We start from the raw sequence: 21,856 nt of genomic DNA on the forward strand, positions 1-21,856 counted from the left end.
AAACTTTCTTCCATTCCGCAGTAGACTGAGCGGAGGTGTCGCCCACTTCGAGGAAGAGGACTACGGATGACCACGAACGACTCAGCCACCCCCGCGATCCGCCAGACCAAGGGCGGGGTGCAGTCCGTCGAGCGCGCGTTCGGCCTCCTCGAGTGCATCGCGAACTCCTCCGGCTCGGCCACGCTCAGCCACATCGCCGCCGACGTCAACCTCCCCCTGCCGACGATCCACCGGCTGCTCTCGACCCTGCTCGGCCTCGGCGTCGTCCGTCAGCTGCCGGGCCGCGGCTACGCACTCGGGCCGGGACTCGTGCGCCTGGGCAATCTCGCCGGTGCGCAGCTCGGGGCGATCGCCCGACCCTACCTGCGCACGCTGGTCGAGGAGCTCGGCGAGTCCGCGAACGTCGCGACCCTCGACGGGGACATGGTCGTCTACGTCGATCAGGTCGCCTCCGAGCGGCAGATGCGGATGTTCACCGAGGTGGGACGCCGCACCCATATGCACGACACCGGTGTGGGCAAGGCGATCCTCGCCGAGCTCGACCCCGAGCAGGTCCGCCACATCGTCACCACCGCGGGCATGCCCACCCCGACCGAGCACAGCATCGGCACGATCGAGGAGCTCGAAGCCGAACTCGAGCGGATCCGTCAGCGCGGGTACTCGATCGACGAACAGGAGCAGGAGCTCGGGGTGCGCTGCTTCGCGATGTCCGTCCCCGATGCCCCGTCCCCGCTCGCGATCTCCGTCTCCGGGCCGATCAGCCGCGTCGACGAGGACTTCGCCGACCGCGCGATCCCCCTGCTCCGCTCGGCGGCCGAGCAGATCTCCCGCGACATGCGCCGCGGTTCCTGAGCCCCCTCAGGCATCCCCGCCCGCCGTGCCCGAGCTGCCCGCGTTGACGTCGTCGAGTCGGTACCTCCGGGCCGCCTCGGCGGGGGCTGCAGTCGGCACCTCGCCCCGGTCGGCGAGGAGCTGCAGGGCCCGGACGACCATCGAATGGGCGTCGATGCGGAAGTGACGCCGGGCTGCTGCCCGCGTGTCGGAGAAGCCGAACCCGTCGGCGCCGAGCGTCGCGAAGTCCTGGGAGAGGAAGGGCCGGATGAGATCCGGCTGCGTCGAGTCGAAGTCGCTGGTGGCGACGATCGGACCGGGTTCCCCGCCGAGGCGGCGACGGACGTAGGGCACCCGCGGTGCAGCCTCGACGTCGGTCAGACGCGCGGCCTCGCACTCGAGACCGTCCCGGCGCAGCTCCGCCCATGAGGTCACCGACCACACGGCGGCATCGACGTCCCAGTCCTGGGCGAGCAGACCGCGGGCCTCGAGCGCCCACGGCACCGCGACCCCTGAGGCGAGGAGCTGCACGCGCGGACGCGACCCTGCCCCCGCCTCGGCGATCCGGTGGATGCCCCTGAGGATCCCCTCGACGTCGACGTCCTCCGGTTCGGCCGGCTGGACCATCGGCTCGTTGTAGACGGTGAGGTAGTACATGACGTTGCGCGCCTCGTCACCGAGGTCGTGCTCGCCGTACATCCGGTGGAGGCCGTCGCGCATGATGTGGCCGATCTCGTAGCCGAAGGCGGGATCGTAGATCCGCACGGCCGGGTTCGTCGCCGCGAGCACGGGCGAGTGCCCGTCCGCGTGCTGGAGCCCCTCCCCGGTCAGGGTCGTCCGCCCCGCGGTCGCACCGATGATGAACCCGCGGGTCATCTGGTCGGCTGCCGCCCAGAACGCGTCGCCGGTGCGCTGGAAGCCGAACATCGAGTAGAAGACGTAGATGGGGATCATCGGCTGCCCATGTGTCGAGTACGCGGTGCCGGCGGCGGTGAACCCGGCGGCCGCCCCTGCCTCGTTGATCCCGACGTGGAGGAGCTGACCGGAGCTCGCCTCCTTGTAGGAGAGGAAGAGCTCCCGGTCGACGGCGAGGTAGTTCTGCCCGTTGGGGTTGTAGATCTTCGCCGTCGGGAAGAATGCGTCGATGCCGAAGGTCCTCGCCTCGTCGGGGATGATCGGCACGATCCGCTCCCCCACGCCCTTCTCGCGCATGAGGTCCTTGAGCAGGCGGACGAAGGCCATCGTCGTCGCCGCCTTCTGCTGCCCTGATCCCTTCTTGGTCTGGGCGAAGGCCTTCTCGCTCACCGCGGGCAAGGTGATCGCACTGCGCTCGGTCCTCCGTTCGGGGACGAACCCGCCGAGGCGGCGGCGCCGCTCGATGAGGTATTCGATGGCCTCGTCGTCGGGTCCCGGATGGTAGTAGGGCACCTGGTACGGGTCGGCGTCGATGACGGCATCGGTGATGGGGATGTCCATCCGGTCGCGGAAGGCCTTGATGTCATCGGCGGAGAACTTCTTCATCTGATGGGTCGCATTGCGCGACTCGAAGCTCGTCCCCAAGCCGTAGCCCTTGACGGTCTGGACGAGGACGACGGTGGGCCGATCGGGCTCCCGGACCGCCCGGTCGTAGGCGGCGAATACCTTCTGGTAGTCGTGGCCGCCGCGCTTGAGGTTCCAGATGTCGTCGTCGCTGAGGTGCTCGACGAGGCCCTTCGTCACCGGGGAGCGGCCGAAGAAGTTGTCGCGGATGAACCCACCGGACTCGGCCTTGAACGTCTGGTAGTCCCCGTCGAGGGTCTCGTTCATGATCCGCACGAGCTCACCGGTGCGGTCGGCGGCGAGCAGGGAGTCCCATTCGCGGCCCCAGAGGACCTTGATGACGTTCCAGCCGGCGCCGGTGAAGACCGCCTCGAGCTCCTGGACGATCTTGCCGTTGCCGCGCACGGGCCCGTCGAGGCGCTGGAGGTTGCAGTTGACGACGAACGTGAGGTTGTCGAGTCCCTCGTTCGCCGCGAGCTGGAGTGCGCCGCGCGATTCGGGTTCGTCCATCTCCCCGTCGCCGAGGAACGCCCACACCCGCTGCTCGGAGGTGTCGGCGATCCCGCGGTGGTGGAGGTAGCGGTTCATCTGCGCCTGGTAGATCGCGTTGATCGGCCCGAGCCCCATCGACACGGTCGGGAACTGCCAGAAGCCGGGCATGAGCCGCGGGTGCGGGTAGGAGCTCAGTCCGTTCGGCGCCCGGGAGGCCTCCTGGCGGAAGCCGTCGAGCTGCGCCTCGGTGAGCCTGCCCTCGAGGTAGGCGCGGGAGTACATGCCCGGGGAGGCATGGCCCTGGAAGAACACCTGGTCGCCGCCGCCGGGATGGTCCTGGCCGCGGAAGAAGTTGTTCAACCCGATCTCGTAGAGCGTCGCCGCCCCGGCATAGGTCGAGATGTGCCCGCCGACGGAGATCTCCGGCCGCTGGGCCCGGTGGACGAGCATCGCGGCGTTCCAGCGCAGCCACTTCCGGTAGCGGCGCTCGAGGCGCTCATCCCCCGGATAGGCGGGTTCCTGGTCGGCCGGGATGGTGTTGACGTAGTCCGTCGTCGTCACCTTGGGCTGGGCGACGGAGTTCGTCGCCGCCCTCCGGCGCAGGGCCTCCATGATCTCACCGGCGCGCAGGGTGCCCTGGGTGCTCACGAGCCCCTCCCAGGACTCGAGCCACTCGTCGACCTCCTCGTCGGCGGTGGTTGCGGTGGTGTTGGTTGCGGTGGTGTGGTCGGGGCGGGAGGACAGTGCAGTCATCGGGGTTTGCCTCTCTGTCAGGGGTCGACGAAAAGTGGGGTCGACGAAAAGTCGGGGTCAACGCGGTGCGGGGGTCGACGAACGGACCCGCGGGAGGGTCTCCCGCGGGTCCGAGTCCGCTCTAGCGGGTCAGCAGAAGCCCCGGACGTTCGTCCAGGCGTCCTTCGACTCCTCGACGCCGTCGCGGGTGAAGGTCGCCTCGATGAGACCGTAGGGACGGTCGGCGACGATGAAGACCTCGTTCGGGTTCTCGAGCTCGAAGCGCTCGATGTCGTAGAGGAAATGGTGCTTGTTCGGGCACGAGAAGCGGATCTCGTCGATCTCGTCCACCTGGTCGATGACCTTCTCGCCCATCTTGTACAGGGTCTGCTGCAGGGCCTTCGAGTAGTGGTCGGTGAAGGCGTCGAGGATGATCGCCTTGACCTTCTCGTACGTCGCCTCGAAGTCGAGGTCGGTCGTGTTGTAGACCCAGCGGGTGGCGATGTCGGTCGCCAGTATCCGGTCCTCGGTCTCCGGCAGCGTCGTGTACTTGTCCCGCGGGTAGCCGACGAATCCGGAGCCGGTGGTCTTGAGCACCGTGAGGTCGCGGAAGCCGGAGATGAGGGTGTCCTTGTCGCCGTCACGGGTGAGCAGTGCCGTACGCACCTCGGGGGCGGCTCGGTAGAACGAGTGGTCGTGGTCGTTGATCCGGTCCCAGCCGAACTCCTCGGCCTCCCAACGTCCGCCGCTCACCCAGTCGAAGCTTGAGGTGAAGTGGTCGGCGAGCCCGAGGAGGAACTGCTCCGGGGAGGTCACTCCGAGCTCCTTCGCCTTCGCGAAGATCGTGTTCTTCTGGGTGTCCGTGGCGACGACGTGCTCGTTGTCGCCCTCGGTGTGCGCGGTCTCGAAGTCGCCCCACAGCTGGGAGGTGACGTTGAGATCACGGATCTCGTGGCGGTCGGTGTCGCGGTAGACCCGCATGAGGCGGTTCTCCGCCTTGCCGTACTGGTTCGTCGTGAGTTTCACTGTGCTCATTGCCGTACTCCTCGTTGTGCCGTGATCGGCCCGGATATCGAAAACGAGGCTGCCGGGTCTCCGGCGAGCTTCGGCGGTTTGTTGAGGATGGAGATCCTGCAGGGGGCCTGCTTCCCCTGGTGTCTGTGGTCGCGCAGTGCTGTGGTGCCTCAGCTACCCCGGTACGTGCTGTACGCGAACGGGCTGAGCAGCAGCGGGATGTGGTAGTGGGCTTCGCCCTCCTTGACGGTGAAGTCGATCGTCACCTGCGGGTGGAAGTGGTCCATGCCCTGGGCTTCGAAGTACTCTCCGGTGCCGAAGACGATCCGGTAGGTTCCCGGCTCGAGGCGCTCGGGTCCGAAGTCGCTGACCCGGCCGCCCGCGTCGGTGCGGGCGCTGACGATCTCGGTGTCCCCGTCGAAGAGGGTGACGGCGAGGTCCGCGGCCGGAGTGCCTGCGGTCGAGTCGAGGGCGTGGGCGGTGATGAAGCTCATGCGAGGATCCCTGAGAGTCGGAGGACGGCGATCTCGATGAGCTGGTTGCCCACCTCGGCGAGTTCGTCCTCGGGCGTGTTGGTCATGCGGCGGTCGAGTTCGGCCAGGATCTCCTCCGGCGTGCGGCCGGCGGCGCGGATGAGGAAGACCCGGTCGAAGCGCTCCTCGTAGGCGGCGTTGCCGGCGCGCAGACGCTCCTCGACGGATCCGTCGAGGGCGCCGAGTCCGGCCTGTTCGCGGGAGGAGTGGGCCGCCTCGGCGGAATCGCCTGCAGCCTTCTCCCCGATCCGGGGATGATGGGCGAGCGCGGCGGAGATCTCCTCGGGCCGAAGCGGCGAGGCGACGGTGCGGGCACGCTCGAGCGCCGCCTCGACATCGGCGTAGGGGCGACCGGCGACGACGCCGGAGATCCAGCGCTCGACGTCGAGGCACGGGCGCACGACCTCGCGGGCCTCACCCTCCGGCAGCCGATCGAATTCGATCAGGTCCACATCGACCTCGTTTCGCATCTCGGAAGCACTCTTCCATTCGTTGCCTCGAGTGTGGCCCGGGTCTCACAGCGATGTCAAATCCACCCACCGTGACGATGAGACCCGCGGTAGCACCGGGAAAGTCATCGCTTTCGGAAGTATTTTTCCGTATGATGAACGCAAGTGCGCCAGTGGTGTCGAGTGGAACCGTGAGGTTGAATGTGCTCATGAGCGAAGAAGCCCCCGTCATCGTCTGCGCGCCCGATTCCTTCAAGGGCTCAGCCGGTGCCCCCGCCGCGGCCGCGGCACTCGCCCGTGGAGCGGCCCAGGCCTTCCCCAGCGCGCGGATCACGCAGCTGCCCTTCGCCGACGGCGGTGAGGGCACGCTCGAAGCGCTGCTGACCGTCTGGGGCACCCCGGCGCGGACCGTCGACGTCGTCGACGCGCTCGGGCGCCCGACCACCGCCCGCTACGGGCTCTCCGCCGACGGGAGGACCGCGGTCATCGAGGCGGCCCAGGCCAACGGCCTGCCCCAAGTCTCCGACGTGCCTCTCGAACCCGAGCGGGCGGGAACCTACGGCGTCGGCCTCATCGCCTCCCGCGTCCTCGAGGAGGGGGTCGACGAGATCCTCCTCTGCATCGGCGGCTCGGCGAGCACCGACGGCGGCACCGGAATCGTCACCGCGCTCGGGGCCAGGTTCACCGATGCGGCGGGCGAACCCATCCCGCCCGGCGGCGGTGGTCTGGCGTCGCTGTCCGCCATCGACGACTCCGGCCTCGACCCGCGTGCCCGCGCCGTGCGCTGGCGCATCGCCGTCGACGTCGACAACCCGCTCACCGGTCCCCGCGGCGCCGCTGCCGTGTTCGGTCCGCAGAAGGGCGCCGATGCGCCCGCCGTCGAGCGTCTCGATGCCGGTCTCACCCACGTCGCCGAGGTGCTCGCCGGGTCCGCAGCCGAGGCCGAGTCGATGGCCGCGACCCCCGGATTCGGAGCCGCCGGCGGGATCCCGCTCGCGCTCACCGCCCTCCTCGGCGCCGAGGTCGTGCCCGGGTCGACGATGGTCGCCGAGGCGGTCGGGCTGTCTCAGTCCCTCGCCGACGCCGATCTCGTCCTCACCGGGGAGGGGTCGTTCGACTCGCAGTCGCTCGGGGGCAAGGTCGTCGCGGCCGTCCGCGATCATGCCCCCGCCTCGGCGAGCATCATCGTCGTCGCCGGACGGGTCGCACTCACTCCCGCCGAGTGCCGGGAGGCCGGCATCACCGCGGCGCTCTCGATCGCCCCGGGGCCGGCGGACCTCTCCGAACTCTCGGCGCAGGCAGAGGACCTCATCGAATCGACCGCCGCACATGCATGCGCGCTCGTGGCGGCCGGGCACCAGCAGGCAGGACACCAACCGAAAGGGCACTGATCATGGCGAACACACTCACCGTCGGGCAGCAGGCACCGGACTTCTCCCTCCAGGACGCCGACGGCCGGACCTATTCGAAGGAGGGTCTCGCAGGACAGCGGTTCATCCTCTACTTCTACCCGAAGGCCGCGACTCCGGGCTGCACGACCGAGGCGTGCGACTTCCGCGACAACCTCGCCTCCCTGACCGCCGGGGGCTTCGCCGTGCTCGGGGTCTCCCCCGACAGCCCCGAGGAGCTCCAGTCGTTCGCCGCGGACGAGTCGCTGACCTTCCCGCTGCTCTCCGACCCAGACAGCGCCGTCGCGAAGGCCTACGGCAGCTTCGGGGAGAAGACGATCGGCGACCGCACCGTCGAGGGCACGCTGCGTTCGACCTTCGTCGTCGACGAGTCGGGCACGCTCCAGCTCGCCGAGTACAACGTCTCCCCCGACGGCCATGTCCGTCGCCTCCGAGAGACCCTCGACGTCTGAGGCTCGACGCCTGAGCCTGAGGGCACACGACGACGCGGCACCGCAGGATCTCTGCGGTGCCGCGTCGTCGTCGGGGCGCGATCAGGCCGTGAGCAGGCGGCCGTGCGGGGCGTCGAAGTCGACGGGGGTGCCGGCGAGCAGGGTCTGCCTCACGGCCCCGCGCACGGTGCGCTGGTCGTAGGCGGTGATCTGGTTGCGGTGGTGGAGCTCGGTCGCAGACACCGTCCACTCCTCCTCGGGGGCGAAGAGCGCGAAGTCCGCGGAGTTGCCCACCGCGATCGACCCTTTGCCCTCGACGCGGGCGATCGCCGCGGGGGCGGCCGACATCCAGCGGACCACCTCGGCGAGCCCGATGCCCCGCCGCTGCGCCTCCGTCCAGACGAGCGGGAGGCCGAGCTGGAGGGAGGAGATCCCGCCCCATGCCGCTCCGAAGTCACCGGACTCGAGGAGTTTGAGCTCCGCGGTCGAGGGCGAGTGGTCGGAGACGATGCAGTCGATCGTGCCGTCGATGAGCCCCTGCCACAGGGCCTCCCGGTTGGCCTCCTCGCGGATCGGCGGGCAGCACTTGTGCGTCGTGGCCCCGTCGGGGATCTCCTCGGCGGAGAAGACGAGGTAGTGGGGGCAGGTCTCGACGGTGAGCCGGACCCCCTCGGCCTTCGCCTCGGCGATCTGGGGCAGCGCATCGGCGGAGGAGAGGTGGAGGATGTGCGCGCGCCCGCCGGTGGCGCGTGCGGCGTCGATGACGCGTCCGATCGCGACGTTCTCGGCTTCGCGGGGGCGGGAGGCGAGGAAGTCGGCGAACCTCCGCCCCGAGGCGGTCGGGGCCTCGGCCATGACCGCGTGGTCCTCGGCGTGGACGATGAGGAGGCCGTCGAAGCCCGCGATCTCCGCGAGGTCGGTCTCCATCTCCGCCGGGGTGAGCGGCGGGAACTCGTCGACGCCGGAGTCCTCGAGGAAGCACTTGAAGCCGAAGACCCCGGCCTCGTGGAGGGGGCGCAGCTCCCCGGTGTTGCCGGGGATCGCCCCGCCCCAAAAGCCGACGTCGACGAAGGCCTTGGGTGCGGCGACGGCCCGCTTCGTCTCCAGGGCGTCGACATCGACCGTCGGGGGCAGGGAGTTGAGCGGCATGTCGAGGATCGTCGTCACGCCCCCGGCCGCCGCCGCCTTCGTCGCCGAGGCGAAGCCCTCCCATTCGCTGCGTCCGGGATCGTTGACGTGGACGTGGGTGTCGACGAGGCCGGGCAGGAGCACCTGCGTGTCGTCGACGTCGAGGACCTGCGCCGAGGTGGTGCTCACCCGGTCCTCCCCCGTCGCGATCTCGACGATCCGTCCGTCGCGCACGGCCACCTCGGCGGCGGCGATGCCGTCGGGCAGGACCGCGCACTTCGCGCGGATGATGAGATCGACATTCATGCTTCCTCCTCGAATTCCTGAGCCTAGGGTCGGCCCCGCTCACGGGGCCATGGTATACCGGCGGTCGGTCACTTCGCCGCTGCGAGTTCGCTCAGCGGGGTGAGCGCGGTGGGGGCGTCGGCCGGGGTCTGGGCGAGGACGTCGAACTCGTTGATGGCATCGAGGGCGAGCCCCATCGAGATGTTCGTGATCCTCTCGAGGATGATCTCGACGACGACGGGCACCTGGTGTTCGTCCATGAGCTCCTTGGCCACGCGCAGCCCTTCCCCGATGAGCTCGGGATCCTCGACGCGCAGCGCCTTGCAGCCGAACCCCTGGGCGACGGCGACGTGGTCGACGCCGTAGCCGGCGGTCTCGCCCGTGGAGTTGATGTTGTCGAAGGCGAGCGAGACCTGATAGTCCATCTCGAAGCCGCGCTGGGACTGCCGGATGAGGCCGAGGTAGGAGTTGTTGACGACGACGTGGACGTAGGAAATCCGGTGCTGCGCACCGACGGCGAGCTCCTCGATCATGAACTGGAAGTCGTAGTCGCCCGAGAGCGCGACGACCGTCTGCCCGGGCTTGCCCTTCGCGACTCCCAGCGCCGCCGGCCCCGTCCATCCGAGCGGACCGGCCTGACCGGCGTTGATCCAGTGCCGGGGCCGGTAGACGTGGAGCATCTGCGCGCCGGCGATCTGGCTCAGCCCGATCGTCGAGACGTACGTGACGTCTTCGCCGAAGGCGGTGTTCATCTCCTGGTAGACCCGCTGCGGCTTGATCGGCTTCTCCGTGTAGTTCGTCTTCCGATGCTCGGTCGACTTCCGCTGCGTGCACGAGCGCGCCCACTCCGTGAAGTCGGGCAGGCCACGACCGGCGGCCCGGCCGCGGGCGGCGTCGAGCAGCGCGTCGAGGGCGGCCCCGGCGTCGGAGACGACGCCGTAGTCGGGGGCGAAGACGCGCCCGATCTGGGTCGGCTCGATGTCGATGTGGACGAACCTCCGCCCCTTCCGGTAGACGGAGAGGTCACCGGTGTGACGGTTGGCCCAGCGGTTGCCGATGCCGATGACGAGGTCGGACTCGAGGAACGACGCGTTGCCGTAGCGCACGTGTGTCTGGATCCCGACCATGCCGGCGGCCAGCGGGTGGCTGTCGGGGATCGTGCCCCACCCCATGAGCGTCGGCGAGACGGGGATCGAGGTGAGCTCGGCGAACTCGACGAGCCGCTCACTGGCGTCGGCGTTGATGATCCCACCGCCGGCGATGATGAGCGGATGCTTCGCCTCGGCGATGAGGTCGAGGATCCGCTCCGCCTGCGCCGGGGTGGCCTGCGGCCGGTCGACGGGCAGCGGCTCGTAGGTGTCGATGTCGAAGTCGATCTCCGTCTGCTGGACGTCGATGGGCAGGTCGATGAGGACGGGCCCCGGACGCGCCGAGCGCATGAGCTGGAACGCCTTCTGGAAGACACCGGGCACCTGCCCCGCTTCGAGGACGGTCTTCGCCATCTTCGTCACGGGGGCGGCGATCGCCGCGATGTCGACGGCCTGGAAGTCCTCCTTGTCGAGGACGGCGACCGGCGCCTGCCCGGTGATGCAGAGGATCGGCTGCGAGTCCGCGGCAGCCGCATAGAGACCGGTGATCATGTCCGTGCCCGCCGGTCCCGAGGTGCCGAGGCAGACCCCGATGTTCCCCGGTGCCGCCCGCGTGAATCCGTCGGCCATGTGCGAGGCGCCCTCGACATGGCGGGCGAGCGTGTGGCGGATCCCGCCGTGGGCCCGCATCGCCGAGTAGAGCGGGTTGATCGCGGCTCCCGGCAGGCCGAAGGTCTCGGTCGCGCCTTCCTTCTCGAGGATGAGGACGATGGCGTCGACTGCGCGCATTCTCGTCATCACGCCGCTCCTTCCTGTGCGTCCGCGTCCTCGTCCTCCGCCGAGGCGGACGTTCCCGAGAGCTGCTCGACGACGGTGAGGAGGCCGGAGTGGTCGAGTCCGCCGTTGCCCTGGGCGACGGTGGCGGCGACGAGCTGGGCGACGGCGGCACCGAGCGGGATCGTCACCCCGGCCTCGCGGGCGGCGGCGGTGACGATGCCCATGTCCTTGTGGTGGAGCGCGAGCCGGAATCCGGGGGCGAATTCGCGGTCGAGCATCTTCTGCCCCTTCTGCTCGAGCACCTTGGAGCCCGCGAGTCCGCCGCCGAGGACTTCGAGCGCCGAGGCGGTGTCGACGCCGTAGGCCTCGAGGAAGACGACCGCCTCGGCGAGGAGTCCGATGTTGCCGGCGACGATGAGCTGATTCGCGGCCTTGACGGTCTGGCCGGCGCCCGAGGGGCCGACGTGGACGATCGTCTTCCCGACCGCCTCGAAGACCTCGGAGGCGGCCGCGAAGTCGGCCTCGTCACCGCCGACCATGATCGACAGGACGCCGTCGATTGCGCCGGGTTCGCCGCCGGAGACAGGGGCGTCGAGGGGCTTGAGTCCGGCCTCCTTCGCCTGCGCGGCGAGGTCCTTGGCGACGTCGGGGCGGATCGTCGAGAAGTCGATCCACGTGGCTCCCGGCTTCGCAGCGGCGAGGATGCCGTCCAGCACGGCTTCGACGTCGGGCGAGTCGGGGACCATGGTGGCGATGACGTCGGCCCCGTCGACCGCCTCGGCGATCGTGGAGGCGGCCTGCCCGCCGGCGGCGGCGAGCTCCTCGGCCTTGGCAGCGGTGCGGTTGAAGCCGCGGACGGTGAAGCCGGCGTCGACGAGGTTCTTCGCCATGGGAAGTCCCATGATGCCGAGTCCGATGAAGGCGATGGTGGTCATGTTCTCTGTCCTTTGCAATGGGTCGGGGTGGTCAGCCGCCGAGGCGGTCGGTCAGTGGGCGAGCCACGCGAAGGCGGTCTCGCGGTCCTGCTTGTACTCGAGCGCGATCTGCCCGGAGTAGCCGAGGGCGAAGGAGCGGTCGATCCACTCCCTCAGCGGCAGCTGCCCGGTTCCCGGGGCTCCGCGGCCCTCGGCGTCGGCGATCTGGATGTGGCCGAAGTCCGCGGCCCCGGATTCGATCGCGGCGGCGACGTCGTCGCCGTTGACGGCCATGTGGAAGAAGTCGGCGAGGACGGCGATGTTCTCCGCCCCGCCGGCACGGACCGCCTCGACGACTGCGGCCGCATCGGCGGCGGTCTTGAGCGGGTAGGCGTCCGCCCCGGAGACGGGTTCGACGAGGACGGTGCCGCCGATGCCGGCCACGGCACGGGCGGCGACGGCGAGGTTCTCCAGCGCCACGGCGTCCTGCTCCTCCGGGGTCGAGTCGTCGACGCGCAGCCCGTAGAGGGCGTTGAAGGCGCGGCACCCGGTGCGTTCGCCGATGCCGGCGACGATCTCCGCGTTCTTTGTGAAGTCGGCCTGCGAGCCGGGGATCGAGACCATACCGCGGTCACCTGCGGCCATGTTCCCGGCCCAGAAGTTCAGGCCCTTGAGCTCGACGCCGGCGGATTCGAGGGAGGCGATGAACGCGTCGACCTCGGCGGGGCTCGGCGTCGGGTCGCCGTCGAAGGGCCACCAGAACTCGACCTTGGCAAAGCCTGCGTCCTTCGCGGCCTGCGCGCGTTCGAGAACGGGGAGTTCGGTGAGCAGGGTGGAACAGTTGAGGATGTAGCTGTCTGCCTGAGTGAAGTCGAACGTCGACATCGGGTCTCCTTCGCGACTCTGCGATTTGCGGAAGTTTCCGTATTGTGGAAGTTCATTTCCGTTGGATGAAAACAGCATACGCATCGGCGGAGTGGGGAGTCAAGCCCCGCAGCCCTCCGGAGCTGACCACCCTGCTGGGGGTGGCCGAGCGCCCGGAGGGCTGCTGGCAGGCTGACCTCAGGCTCTGACGAAGCCTCAGCCTTTGACGAGGTCTCCGTCGACCCACACCCGCGTGAGGTCGGCGGGGGTGCCGAGGGCGAAGATCTTCGCGAGCGCATCCTCATCGGATTCGGCGTGGGCGAGGCCGACGTCGAGCGGCTGCCCGGCCGCGGGATCGACGAAGACGGCGTCGAAGCGCTTGCCCACGGACAGGTCGCCGACCGTCTCGTCGAGGCCGAGCGCCCCGGCTCCGGCCGAGGTCGCGAGGTGGAGGAGGTGGGTCGAGGTCAGCGGCACTCCGCCTGCGGGGTCGAGCTGCTGCATGAAGTACGCCTGCACGCCCTCCTTGAGCAGGGAGAACCCGGTGCCGGCCCCGACGTCGGAGCCGAGCGCCACCCGGACGCCTGCGTCGAGGTGGCGCCGCAGCGGGAAGAAGCCGCTCGCGAGGGCCGAGTTCGACGTCGGGCAGTGCGCTGCCGCCGCCCCCGCCTCCCCCATGCGCCCCAGCTCCCGGTCGGTGGGGTGGACGTTGTGGGCGAGGATCGTCTGCCTCCCGAGCAGTCCCGCGCGGTCGTACGTGTCGAGGTAGTCGCTCGCCTCCGGGTGGATCTCTGCGACCCCGGCGACCTCGTCGCGGTTCTCGTTGAGGTGCGAGGTCACCCAGATCCCCGGGTTGTCCGCGACGAGCTGCCCGCCCGCGGCGAGGAGTTCGGGTCCGGCGGAGAACGAGAACCGCGGGGTCACCGCGAAGCGCAGCCGCCCCTTCCCGTGCCAGCGGTCGATGAGCTCCTGGCTCTCGCGTACGGAGCGGTCGACGTCGGTGAGGAGGATGTCGGGGAGGTTCCGGTCGCTGGTGACCAGTCCCGTCGTGATCCGCAGCCCCACCTCGGCGGCCTGGGCGAAGAGGATGTCGACCGCGGAGCCGAAATGGGATCCGAAGACCATCGCCGAGGTGGTCCCGGCACTCGTCAGTCCGGTGAGGAACTCCCCGGCCAGCGCCCGGGCGTAGGCGTCGTCGCCGAGCTTCGCCTCCTCGGGCAGGGCGCACTGGTCGAGCCAGTCGAGCAGCGGCCGGCCGAGGTGTCCGATCGCCCGGATCTGCGGGAAGTGGACGTGGGTGTCGACGAATCCGGGCAGGAGGACGCCGGTGCGGAGGTCGACGACCTCGGCATAGGGATGGCGCTCCCTGGCGGTGGAGAAGTCGGTGCGGGCGACGATGCGTCCGGAGTCGACGACGAGCGCGGTGTCGGACTCCGATCGCAGGGTGCCCCCGGCGAAGGGATCGGCGGGGGTGTCGAAGACGCGGGCACGGAAGATCTGCATGGTGGTGCTCCTCTCAGAAGGGTGGGAAAAGGGGTCAGCGCAGCCGGCTGAGGAGGTCCGCGGCGACGCTGAGCGCGATCGTCGCAGGATGCTTCCCGGTCAGGGCGGGCAGACCGATGGGGCACGAGATCGTGTCGACGACCTCGGGGGCATGGCCGTCGGCGATGAGGGCCTTGCGGAAGCGCTGCCATTTCGCGCTCGAGCCGATGAGCCCGATCGTGCCGAGGTCGCCGCGGCTCAGCGCAGCCTGGCAGAGGTGGAGGTCCTCAGCGTGATCGTGGGTCATGATGAACACGTGCGAGCCCGGCGGCAGGGACGTGAGCACCTCTTCGCCGACGACGGCGAAGTGGCGGCTGAGCTCGGCCACCGGGGGCTCGAGCCGGTCGAGCTCGCCCAAGTGCTCGGGCCGCGAGTCGGTCACGTGGAGGTCGATCTCGTGGCGGGCGAGGATCCGCGTGAGCTCGAGGCCGATGTTGCCGGCCCCGAAGATCGCGACCGTGGCGGGCACGGGCAGCGGCTCGAGGAGGAGGGCGACCTCGCCTCCGCAGCACTGCCGACCGTACTTCGCCGGTGCCTTGTCGTTGAGCCGCAGGGTGAGCATCTCCGGTTCGCCGAGGCGGTCGCCCGCATCGCCGGAGTCCCCGGTGAGCATCTCGCGGGCGCGGGTGACGGCGGTCATCTCGAGATTGCCCCCGCCGATGGTCCCATAGAGGTCATCGGCGGTGACGATCATCTTCGCTCCCGCCTCCCGCGGTGCGTGCCCGCGGACGGAGGCGAGGGTGATGAGGACCGCCGGCACCCGAGCGCTGCGGAGCTCGGCTGCTGCGTCCATCCAGGTCATGACGGCACAGGCTGCCGATCGGGGGTCGCATCACGGACGGCTTCGAGCGCCCAGAACACGGCCTCCGGGGTCGCCGGGGAGGCGAGTTCGACCGAGGTGCCTGCCGGTCCGAAGCCGGCGATCGCCTCCCGCAGAGCCTCGCGGACGGAGAAGGCGAGCATGAGCGGGGGTTCGCCGACGGCCTTCGAGCCGTAGACCGCCCCCTCCTCGTGGGCCTTGTCGAGGAGGGCGATGTTGAAGACCTCGGGCATTTCGGAGAAGCTCGGGAGCTTGTACGTGCTCGCCGCCTGAGTGGCGAGCCGACCGCGACTGGGCTTGTCGCTCGTGTCCCAGCGCAGGTCCTCAAGCGTGAGCCATCCGGCGCCCTGGACGAAGCCGCCCTCGATCTGGCCGATGTCGATGAGCGGGGAGAGCGAGTCGCCGACGTCGTGGACGATGTCGACCCGGCGGAGCACATACGACCCGTCGAAGCGGTTGACCTCGACCTCGGAGGCGGCCGCACCATAGGCGAAGTACTTGAACGGCTCACCCCGCATCGTCGAGAGGTCCCAGTGGAGTCCCTCCGTGCGGTAGAAGCCGGAGGCCGAGAGCTGGATCCGCTGGAAGTACGCGGTGTTGATGAGCTCTTCCCACGTGATCGTCTTCGGCGAGGACAGCGCGCTGACGATCCCGCGGCTGATCTCGACCTCGTGCGCCGGGGCCCCGAGGAGTCCTGCCGCGACCTGCCGGAGACGGCCGAGGATCTGCTCGCAGGCGTCCTTGACGGCCCCGCCGTTGAGGTCGGAGCCGGAGCTCGCCGCCGTCGCCGAAGTGTTGGGGACCTTGTCCGTGCGCGTGGGGGCGAGCCGCACGGTTGAGAGGGGAACCCCGAGCGTGGTCGCCGCGACCTGGAGCATCTTCATGTGCAGGCCCTGACCCATCTCGGTGCCGCCGTGGGTGACGAGGACCGAGCCGTCCTTGTAGACGAGGACGAGCGCGCCGCCCTGGTTGAAGGCGGTGAGGTTGAACGAGATCCCGAACTTCACCGGGGTGATCGCAATCCCCCGTTTGACGTGGTCGTGGGTGGCGTTGAACCGGGCGATCTCCGCTTCCCGCTCGGCCACCTCGGCGGAGGTGACGACCTCATCCCAGCAGGCCTCCATCCGGTCGGGATGGCGCACGGGCTGGTAGTAGGGGGTGTCCTGTCCGGCCTGGTAGAAGTTGCGGCGGCGCAGCTCACGGGCGCTCAGCCCCAGCTGCGGGGCAATGCGGCCGAGGATGTCCTCCATGACGAGCATCCCCTGCGGGCCGCCGAAGCCGCGGAACGCCGTCTGCGAGGTCTTGTGGCACTTCGCGACGCGGCCGTGGACGCGGATGTTGGGCACCCAGTACGCGTTGTCGATGTGGCACATCGCGCGGGTGAGCACGGGTTCGGAGAGGTCGAGGCTCCACCCGCCGTCGGCGGTGAGCGTGGCGTCGAGGGCGAGGATCCGCCCGTCCTCGGTCAGGCCGATCCGCCACGTCGAATGGAAGCCGTGGCGCTTTCCGGTCATCGTCATGTCCTGCGTGCGGCTCAGCCGCAGCCGGACGGGCCGACCGGTGAGCTTCGCGCCGAGGGCGGCGAGCGCTGCGTACCCGTGGGGCTGCATCTCCTTGCCGCCGAAGCCTCCGCCCATCCGCAGGCACTGGACGGTGACCTCGTTGGCGGGGATCCCGAGGACGTGGGAGACGATGTCCTGGGTCTCCGTGGGGTGCTGGGTCGAGCACTGGATGAAGACCTGGCCGGACTCGTCGACGTGGGCGAGCGAGGCCTGGGTCTCGAGGTAGAAGTGCTCCTGCCCGGCGAATTCGAACTCGCCGGAGAAGACGTGCGCGGCGTCGGCGAAGGCGCCGTCGACGTCGCCCTTGTCGATGACCGGCTGGACCCCGTGGTAGCTGCCAGCGGCGATCGCATCGCGCACGGTGATGAGCGAGGGCAGCGGGGTGGCGTCGACGACGACCGCGGCGGCGCCGGCCTTCGCCGCCTCGAGGTCCTCGCCGAGGACCCAGGCGACCGGCTGGCCGAAGAACATCACCTCGTCGGTGGGCAGCATCGGTTCGTCGTGCTTGACGCCCTGGTCGTTGACCCCGGGCACGTCGGCGGCGGTGATGACGCGCACGACTCCGGGCACCGCGTACGCAGGCGCCGCGTCGACGCGGTCGAGGCTCGCGTGGGCGTGCTCGGACTGGACGGGGTAGGCGTGGAGGACGCCGGTGAGTCGCCCGACGAGGTCGTCGGTGTAGAGCGCGGCGCCGGTGACGTGACCGAAGGCGCTCTCGTGGTGGTGGGATTCGCCGACGACAGGGTCGGCGGGGCGCTGGGAGAGATGGCTCATCGTCCTGCCTCCGTTCGGATCATGCCGGGCCCGCTCGCGCCCAGCTGTTCGGCGAAGAAGCGCTCGAGTGAGGAGCGCAGCATCGCAGTGCGGTACCGGGAGCTCGCCCGGTGGTCGTCCATCGGGGTGCCTTCGGCGGCGAGGGTCTCGGCCGCGTCGTGGACGGTCTCGAGCGTCCACGGCCTGCCTTCGATCGCCGCTTCCGTGGCGAGGGCGCGCAGCGGGGTCGCCGCGACGCCGCCGAGGCCGATGCGGGCTTTGTCCACGATGCCGTCGGAGACGTCGACGGCGTAGCCGATGGCGACCGAAGAGATGTCGTCGAAGCGGCGCTTGGTGATCTTCTGGAACGAGGTGAGCGGGGAGAGCGGCAGCGGGATCCGGATCGCAGTGATGAGCTCGCCGGGCTCGCGCACGGTCTGCCGGTAGCCGGTGAAGTAGTCGGCCAGCGGCACGACCCGCTCCCCGCCCGCCGAGGTGAGCACGAGCTCGGCCTCGAGGGCGAGGAGGGCCGGCGGGGTGTCGCCGATCGGCGAGCCGGTGCCGAGGTTGCCGCCGATCGTCGCACCGTTGCGGATGAGGCGCGAGGCGAACTGCGGGAAGAGCTTGCCGAGCAGCGGGACGGATCCGGCGAGTTCGCGTTCGATCTCGCTCAGGGTGTTCGCCGCCCCGATCTCGACATGGGTCTCCGTCCAGCGGACGCCGCGGAGCTCGGGCAGCCGGTCGATCGCGAGCAGCGACTTCGCCCGGGCGCCCTTGATGTTGACCTCGACACCCCAGTCGGTGGCGCCGGCGACGACGAGGACGTCGGGTTCGAGGCTGAGGATCTCGACCGCCTCGGCGAGGCGGGTGGGACGACGGTACCGTCCCAGCTCACCGGTGGGGGTGTCGGGTCGGTGGAGGTCCGTGGCCGCCGAGGCCGGCGCCGGGTCGCTGCGGCGCGCGGCCAGGGCATCATCGTCGGTGGGGTCGCCGAGGGCGTAGGCTGCGTCCCTGATCGGGCGGTAGCCGGTGCAGCGGCAGAGATTGCCGGAGAGGGCGTGGATGTCGAATCCGTTGGGACCGTGGTCGGAGTCGGTGGGGCGCTCGGGGCGGTAGTACTCCGCGGCCATCGAACAGATGAAGCCCGGGGTGCAGTAGCCGCACTGGGAGCCGCCGCGCACGGCCATCTCCTCCTGGACGGGGTGGACGTCGTCGAGCGAGCCGAGGCCTTCGGCGGTGATGACCTCCTGGCCGTCGAGGGCCGCTGCCGGCAGCAGACACGCATTCACCGAGGTCCAGCGGGTGCCGTTCTCGCCATCGGGTCGGGCGATGAGGATGGCACAGGCTCCGCATTCGCCTTCCGCGCAGCCTTCCTTGGCTGCCGTGAGCCCCTGACCGCGGAGGAAGTCAAGGGCGTTGGTATGTGTGGGGCCGTCGAAGTCGTGATCGGTGCCGTTGACCGAGATCCGACAGCTCGAGCGTTCCGTGGTCGACGCGGACATCGCACTCACCTCCTGCGCCTCGTCGGTGAGGCGCACAGTGCATGGTTGGAACAGATGCCTTCGCTCTCCCGGACTTCTGGTTATCCATGCGAACAGCAGCGGAGAGCAGTGAGGGCGTCGGGGCACAGGCCACCGACGGACCGGCGTGCGTCAGTCGCCGTGGGCGATCTGCCCCTTCGTCCAAGCTGTCTGCTCCGTCACAATGCTCACCCTCCCAAGATAGCCGAAATGGGACCGCGAACGAAGTAGAGGACGAATCCGACGGAGACGACCCAGAGCAGCCAGTGGACGTGCTGTCCGCGACGGCTGAACGCGTGGATGAGCGCCCAGGAGATGAATCCGACGCCGATGCCGTTGGCGATCGAGTAGGTCAGGGGCATCGTCACCATGGTGAGGAAGACCGGCAGCGAGGTGCGGAAGTCGCTCAAGTCGATCTCCCGGATCTGGGAGACCATCATCGCGCCGACGACGACGAGGGCTGCCGCGCCGGCCTCCATCGGGATGACCCCGATGAGCGGAGCGAAGAACATCGAGAGGAGGAAGAGGACGCCGGTCACGCACGCGGCGAGACCGGTGCGTGCACCCTCGGCGATGCCTGCGGCGGAATCGACGAAGACCGTGTTCGACGACGCCGAGGCGCCGCCGCCGGCGACCGCGCCGAGACCCTCGATGATGAAGGCGCCGCGGATGCGGGGGAACATGCCGTCCTTCGTCTGCAGGCCGGCGCTGCGGGCGAGACCCGTCATCGTGCCCATCGCATCGAAGAAGTTCGTGAACACGAGGGTGAAGACGAGCATCGTCGCGGCGAGGACTCCGATGCGCTCGAACGAGCCGAAGAGGTCGAAGGCGCCGATGAGGGAGAAGTCGGGCAGAGCGACGATCTGGCTCGGCAGCTGCGGAGCGCTGAGGTTCCAGCCCTGCGGGTCCGGGTTGACCGGGTCGCCGACGGTGCCGAGCTTCGCGAACGCCTGGATGATGATCGCGGCGATCGTCGCGACGATCATCCCGATGAGGATGCCGCCGGGGATCTTCCGGGCCACGAGCACGCCGATGAGGATGAGCGCGCCGATGAAGACCACGGTCGGCAGGGAGGCGATCGATCCGTCCTGCCCGAGCTGGACGGGCGGACCGGCGGGCGTGCGGGTGACGAAGCCGGAGTTGACGAAGCCGATGAACGCGATGAAGAGGCCGATGCCCACGGTGATCGCGACCTTGAGGGCGTCGGGAACGGCGTTGAAGATCGCCGTGCGGATGCCCGTGGCGCCGAGGACGACGATGATGACGCCGTTGATGATGACGAGCCCCATCGCCTCGGCCCAGGTGACCTCCTGGACGACGGAGACGGCGAGGAAGCTGTTCATCCCCAGGCCGGCGGCAAGCGCGAACGGGAGCCGGGCGACGACGCCGAAGAGGATCGTGATGAGACCCGCGACGAGGCCGGTGACGGCCGTGAGCTGCGCGAAGTCGAGCGTGCCGCCGGTGACGTCGGCGGAGCCGCCGAGGATGAGCGGGTTGAGCACGACGATGTAGGCCATCGCCACGAAGGCGACGATGCCGCCGCGGATCTCCTGGCGCACCGAGGATCCGCGCTGGGTTATCTCGAAGAATCTGTCCAGTGCACTGGGACTGCCGTGCTCGACGGGTGCCGTGTCCCGCCCTGAATCGTTGTCAGCCATTTTCATGGACCACCTCAAACTGTTCGATTTGGTCGGCCGCGACATCGTCGTCGCGGCCCTGCGCCTTGAACGTGCGCATTGAAACGAGACAGTCAGCGCACGGGAGGCCCCACCAGGGCTTCCACGATGCGGAAAACTATTTCTATTTCATTTGGACAGTCTCGCGGCACACCCAGGGGTGTGTCAATCGTCACAGGGCCGTGAGGGGAATCGAGACACAACTGACACCAGTGTAGTCTCCGGGTCGCCGTGACGACTCCGGACAGCAGAGAACCCCCTGGCTGACCAGGGGGTTCATGTGGCGGTGGCGGTGGGATTTGAACCCACGGTACGGGGTTACCGTACACAACATTTCGAGTGTTGCACCTTCGGCCGCTCGGACACGCCACCGCCGACAACAATACAGTCGGTGCCACAGGAGGGCCAAATCATCGCACCGTGAGAGCGGTCACCTCTGTCGGCACCTCACCCTCGGCGGGCGGTGAAGAACTCGCGCAGCAGCGCCGCACTCTCCTCCGCGCGCACGCCCGCGTAGACCTCAGGGTGGTGGAGAGCCGCACGGTCGCGCGGGATGTCCCACACCGATCCCACGCCGCCGGCCTTCTCATCGAAGGCACCGTAGACGAGGCGGGCGATGCGGGAGCCGACGAGTGCGCCCGCGCACATCACGCACGGTTCGAGGGTGACGACGAGGGTGCAGCCGTCGAGGCGCCAGCGTCCGGTCGCCTCGGCGGCGGCGCGCAGGGCGATGAGCTCGGCATGGCCGAGCGGATCCTCGTCGACCTCGCGCCGGTTGTGGCCGCTGCCGATGACCCGGCCGTCCTCATCGACGACGACGGCGCCGACGGGGACGTCGTCATGTGCGGTCGCCCGGGCCGCCTCGGCGAGGGCGAGATCCATCCACTCGGGGAAGCGGTTCAGCGTGCGGCCTCGAGCTGATCGGCGAAGCCGACGGTCTCGCCGACGTGGGCGACGACGCGGGCCGGGTCGGACCGGTGCTGCTCGACCTGCTCGATGAGGTCGGCCGCCGGGAGCCCCCGGTCGGCGTAGATGTCGGCGTCCCCGCCCCATTCGGCGTCGCCGTCGAAGTCGAGCATCTCGATCTCGTCGTCGTTGTCGTCCTCGTCCTCGTCTTCGGAGGTCTGCGTCTCCTCGTCGAGGCCGAACTCCTCTTCCGGCTCGGCCTCGTACGCATCGGGGCGGGAGTCGAGGTAGTCGGCGAAGATCGCAGCGAAGGGACTGAGCTCGACGGCCCGGAGATCGGAGAGGAAGACCTTGACCTCGTTGTCCCGGCACAGCCGCACGAGGCCGAACCACTCGTCCTCGTGCTCGATGACGGCGATCGCCTCGCCGTCGTCGGAGCCGGCGGTGCGCATCATGTCGACCAGCCCGTCGAGGTCCTCGGCGTCACGGACGTCGACGTCGAGGGCGCGGAAACCGTCGCTGGACTCGGCAAGGATCTCACTGAAGTAGGACATGTCTCCATTGTGGACTCTTCTCAGTCCTTTCACCACA

General features: G+C 69.4%; 18 protein-coding genes and 1 tRNA gene. 3 read left to right on the plus strand and 16 right to left on the minus strand.

All coding sequences use genetic code 11. The annotated features are described in order from the left end of the window. Nucleotides 1-66 precede the first annotated feature (66 nt). A complete protein-coding gene (locus tag EZE58_RS06990; RefSeq protein ID WP_009378011.1) occupies nt 67-852 on the plus strand; it encodes an IclR family transcriptional regulator in 786 nt (261 codons plus the stop codon). Between the two features lie 6 nt (nt 853-858). Here EZE58_RS06990 and aceE read toward each other — a convergent pair whose 3' ends face one another. From aceE to uraD, 4 genes are all read right to left on the minus strand, one after another. Then, nucleotides 859-3,615: a pyruvate dehydrogenase (acetyl-transferring), homodimeric type gene (aceE, locus tag EZE58_RS06995; protein ID WP_144588372.1), complete on the minus strand. Its 2,757-nt coding sequence runs from the start codon at nt 3,613-3,615 to the stop codon at nt 859-861. Nucleotides 3,616-3,744: 129 nt separating this feature from the next. Then, nucleotides 3,745-4,629, minus strand: coding sequence for a factor-independent urate hydroxylase (pucL, locus tag EZE58_RS07000; protein ID WP_009378007.1), 885 nt, complete (start codon nt 4,627-4,629; stop codon nt 3,745-3,747). 149 nt (nt 4,630-4,778) lie between these two features. After that, entirely contained in the window at nt 4,779-5,102 is a 324-nt protein-coding gene (gene uraH / locus EZE58_RS07005; protein ID WP_009378005.1) for a hydroxyisourate hydrolase, read from the minus strand. Beyond that, on the minus strand, nt 5,099-5,593 hold the full coding sequence (uraD, locus tag EZE58_RS07010) for a 2-oxo-4-hydroxy-4-carboxy-5-ureidoimidazoline decarboxylase (protein ID WP_040341701.1): 495 nt from the start codon (nt 5,591-5,593) through the stop codon (nt 5,099-5,101). The genes uraH and uraD overlap by 4 nt, the downstream gene beginning before the upstream one ends. 206 nt (nt 5,594-5,799) lie before the next feature. Between uraD and EZE58_RS07015 the strand changes: the two genes are divergently transcribed. Together EZE58_RS07015 and EZE58_RS07020 are read left to right on the plus strand one after the other, a co-directional pair. Further along, nucleotides 5,800-6,981 (plus strand): glycerate kinase, encoded by a 1,182-nt coding sequence (locus tag EZE58_RS07015; protein WP_040341673.1) that lies wholly within the window; start codon nt 5,800-5,802, stop codon nt 6,979-6,981. Nucleotides 6,982-6,983: 2 nt separating this feature from the next. Further along, entirely contained in the window at nt 6,984-7,451 is a 468-nt protein-coding gene (locus tag EZE58_RS07020; RefSeq protein WP_009378001.1) for a peroxiredoxin, read from the plus strand. A gap of 81 nt (nt 7,452-7,532) precedes the next feature. On the opposite strand, the gene allB is transcribed toward EZE58_RS07020, so the two are convergent. The 12 genes from allB to EZE58_RS07080 form a co-directional block, all read right to left on the minus strand. After that, complete coding sequence (gene allB, locus EZE58_RS07025; protein WP_009378000.1) at nt 7,533-8,864, minus strand: allantoinase AllB; 1,332 nt, start codon at nt 8,862-8,864, stop codon at nt 7,533-7,535. A gap of 68 nt (nt 8,865-8,932) precedes the next feature. Further along, nucleotides 8,933-10,729, minus strand: a complete 1,797-nt coding sequence (gcl, locus tag EZE58_RS07030; RefSeq protein WP_009377999.1) for a glyoxylate carboligase — start codon at nt 10,727-10,729, stop codon at nt 8,933-8,935. Beyond that, nucleotides 10,729-11,643, minus strand: a complete 915-nt coding sequence (locus tag EZE58_RS07035; protein ID WP_009377997.1) for a 2-hydroxy-3-oxopropionate reductase — start codon at nt 11,641-11,643, stop codon at nt 10,729-10,731. The genes gcl and EZE58_RS07035 overlap by 1 nt, the downstream gene beginning before the upstream one ends. Nucleotides 11,644-11,694: 51 nt before the next feature. Beyond that, nucleotides 11,695-12,507, minus strand: coding sequence for a TIM barrel protein (locus EZE58_RS07040; RefSeq protein ID WP_009377994.1), 813 nt, complete (start codon nt 12,505-12,507; stop codon nt 11,695-11,697). Nucleotides 12,508-12,702: 195 nt separating this feature from the next. Further along, complete coding sequence (guaD, locus tag EZE58_RS07045) at nt 12,703-13,989, minus strand: guanine deaminase (RefSeq protein ID WP_009377992.1); 1,287 nt, start codon at nt 13,987-13,989, stop codon at nt 12,703-12,705. A gap of 34 nt (nt 13,990-14,023) precedes the next feature. Beyond that, nucleotides 14,024-14,821, minus strand: a complete 798-nt coding sequence (xdhC, locus tag EZE58_RS07050) for a xanthine dehydrogenase accessory protein XdhC (protein WP_009377991.1) — start codon at nt 14,819-14,821, stop codon at nt 14,024-14,026. 5 nt (nt 14,822-14,826) lie between these two features. Continuing rightward, a complete protein-coding gene (gene xdhB, locus EZE58_RS07055) occupies nt 14,827-17,184 on the minus strand; it encodes a xanthine dehydrogenase molybdopterin binding subunit (RefSeq protein WP_009377988.1) in 2,358 nt (785 codons plus the stop codon). Beyond that, a complete protein-coding gene (locus EZE58_RS07060) occupies nt 17,181-18,665 on the minus strand; it encodes an FAD binding domain-containing protein (protein ID WP_051995541.1) in 1,485 nt (494 codons plus the stop codon). Before EZE58_RS07060 ends, xdhB begins: the two co-directional genes overlap by 4 nt. Nucleotides 18,666-18,871: 206 nt before the next feature. Beyond that, nucleotides 18,872-20,341 carry an NCS2 family permease gene (locus EZE58_RS07065; RefSeq protein ID WP_009377984.1) on the minus strand — a complete coding sequence of 490 codons (1,470 nt, stop codon included), beginning with the start codon at nt 20,339-20,341 and terminating at the stop codon, nt 18,872-18,874. Nucleotides 20,342-20,640: 299 nt separating this feature from the next. Next, nucleotides 20,641-20,731: transfer RNA gene (locus EZE58_RS07070), tRNA-Ser, on the minus strand. Nucleotides 20,732-20,806: 75 nt separating this feature from the next. Continuing rightward, a complete protein-coding gene (locus EZE58_RS07075; protein ID WP_009377981.1) occupies nt 20,807-21,241 on the minus strand; it encodes a nucleoside deaminase in 435 nt (144 codons plus the stop codon). Nucleotides 21,242-21,258: 17 nt separating this feature from the next. Beyond that, a complete protein-coding gene (locus EZE58_RS07080; protein WP_009377979.1) occupies nt 21,259-21,819 on the minus strand; it encodes a tRNA adenosine deaminase-associated protein in 561 nt (186 codons plus the stop codon). Nucleotides 21,820-21,856: the final 37 nt, after the last annotated feature.

The sequence above is a fragment of the Brevibacterium sp. LS14 genome (assembly GCF_012027885.1).
GTDB classification, from domain to species: Bacteria; Actinomycetota; Actinomycetes; order Actinomycetales; family Brevibacteriaceae; genus Brevibacterium; species Brevibacterium casei.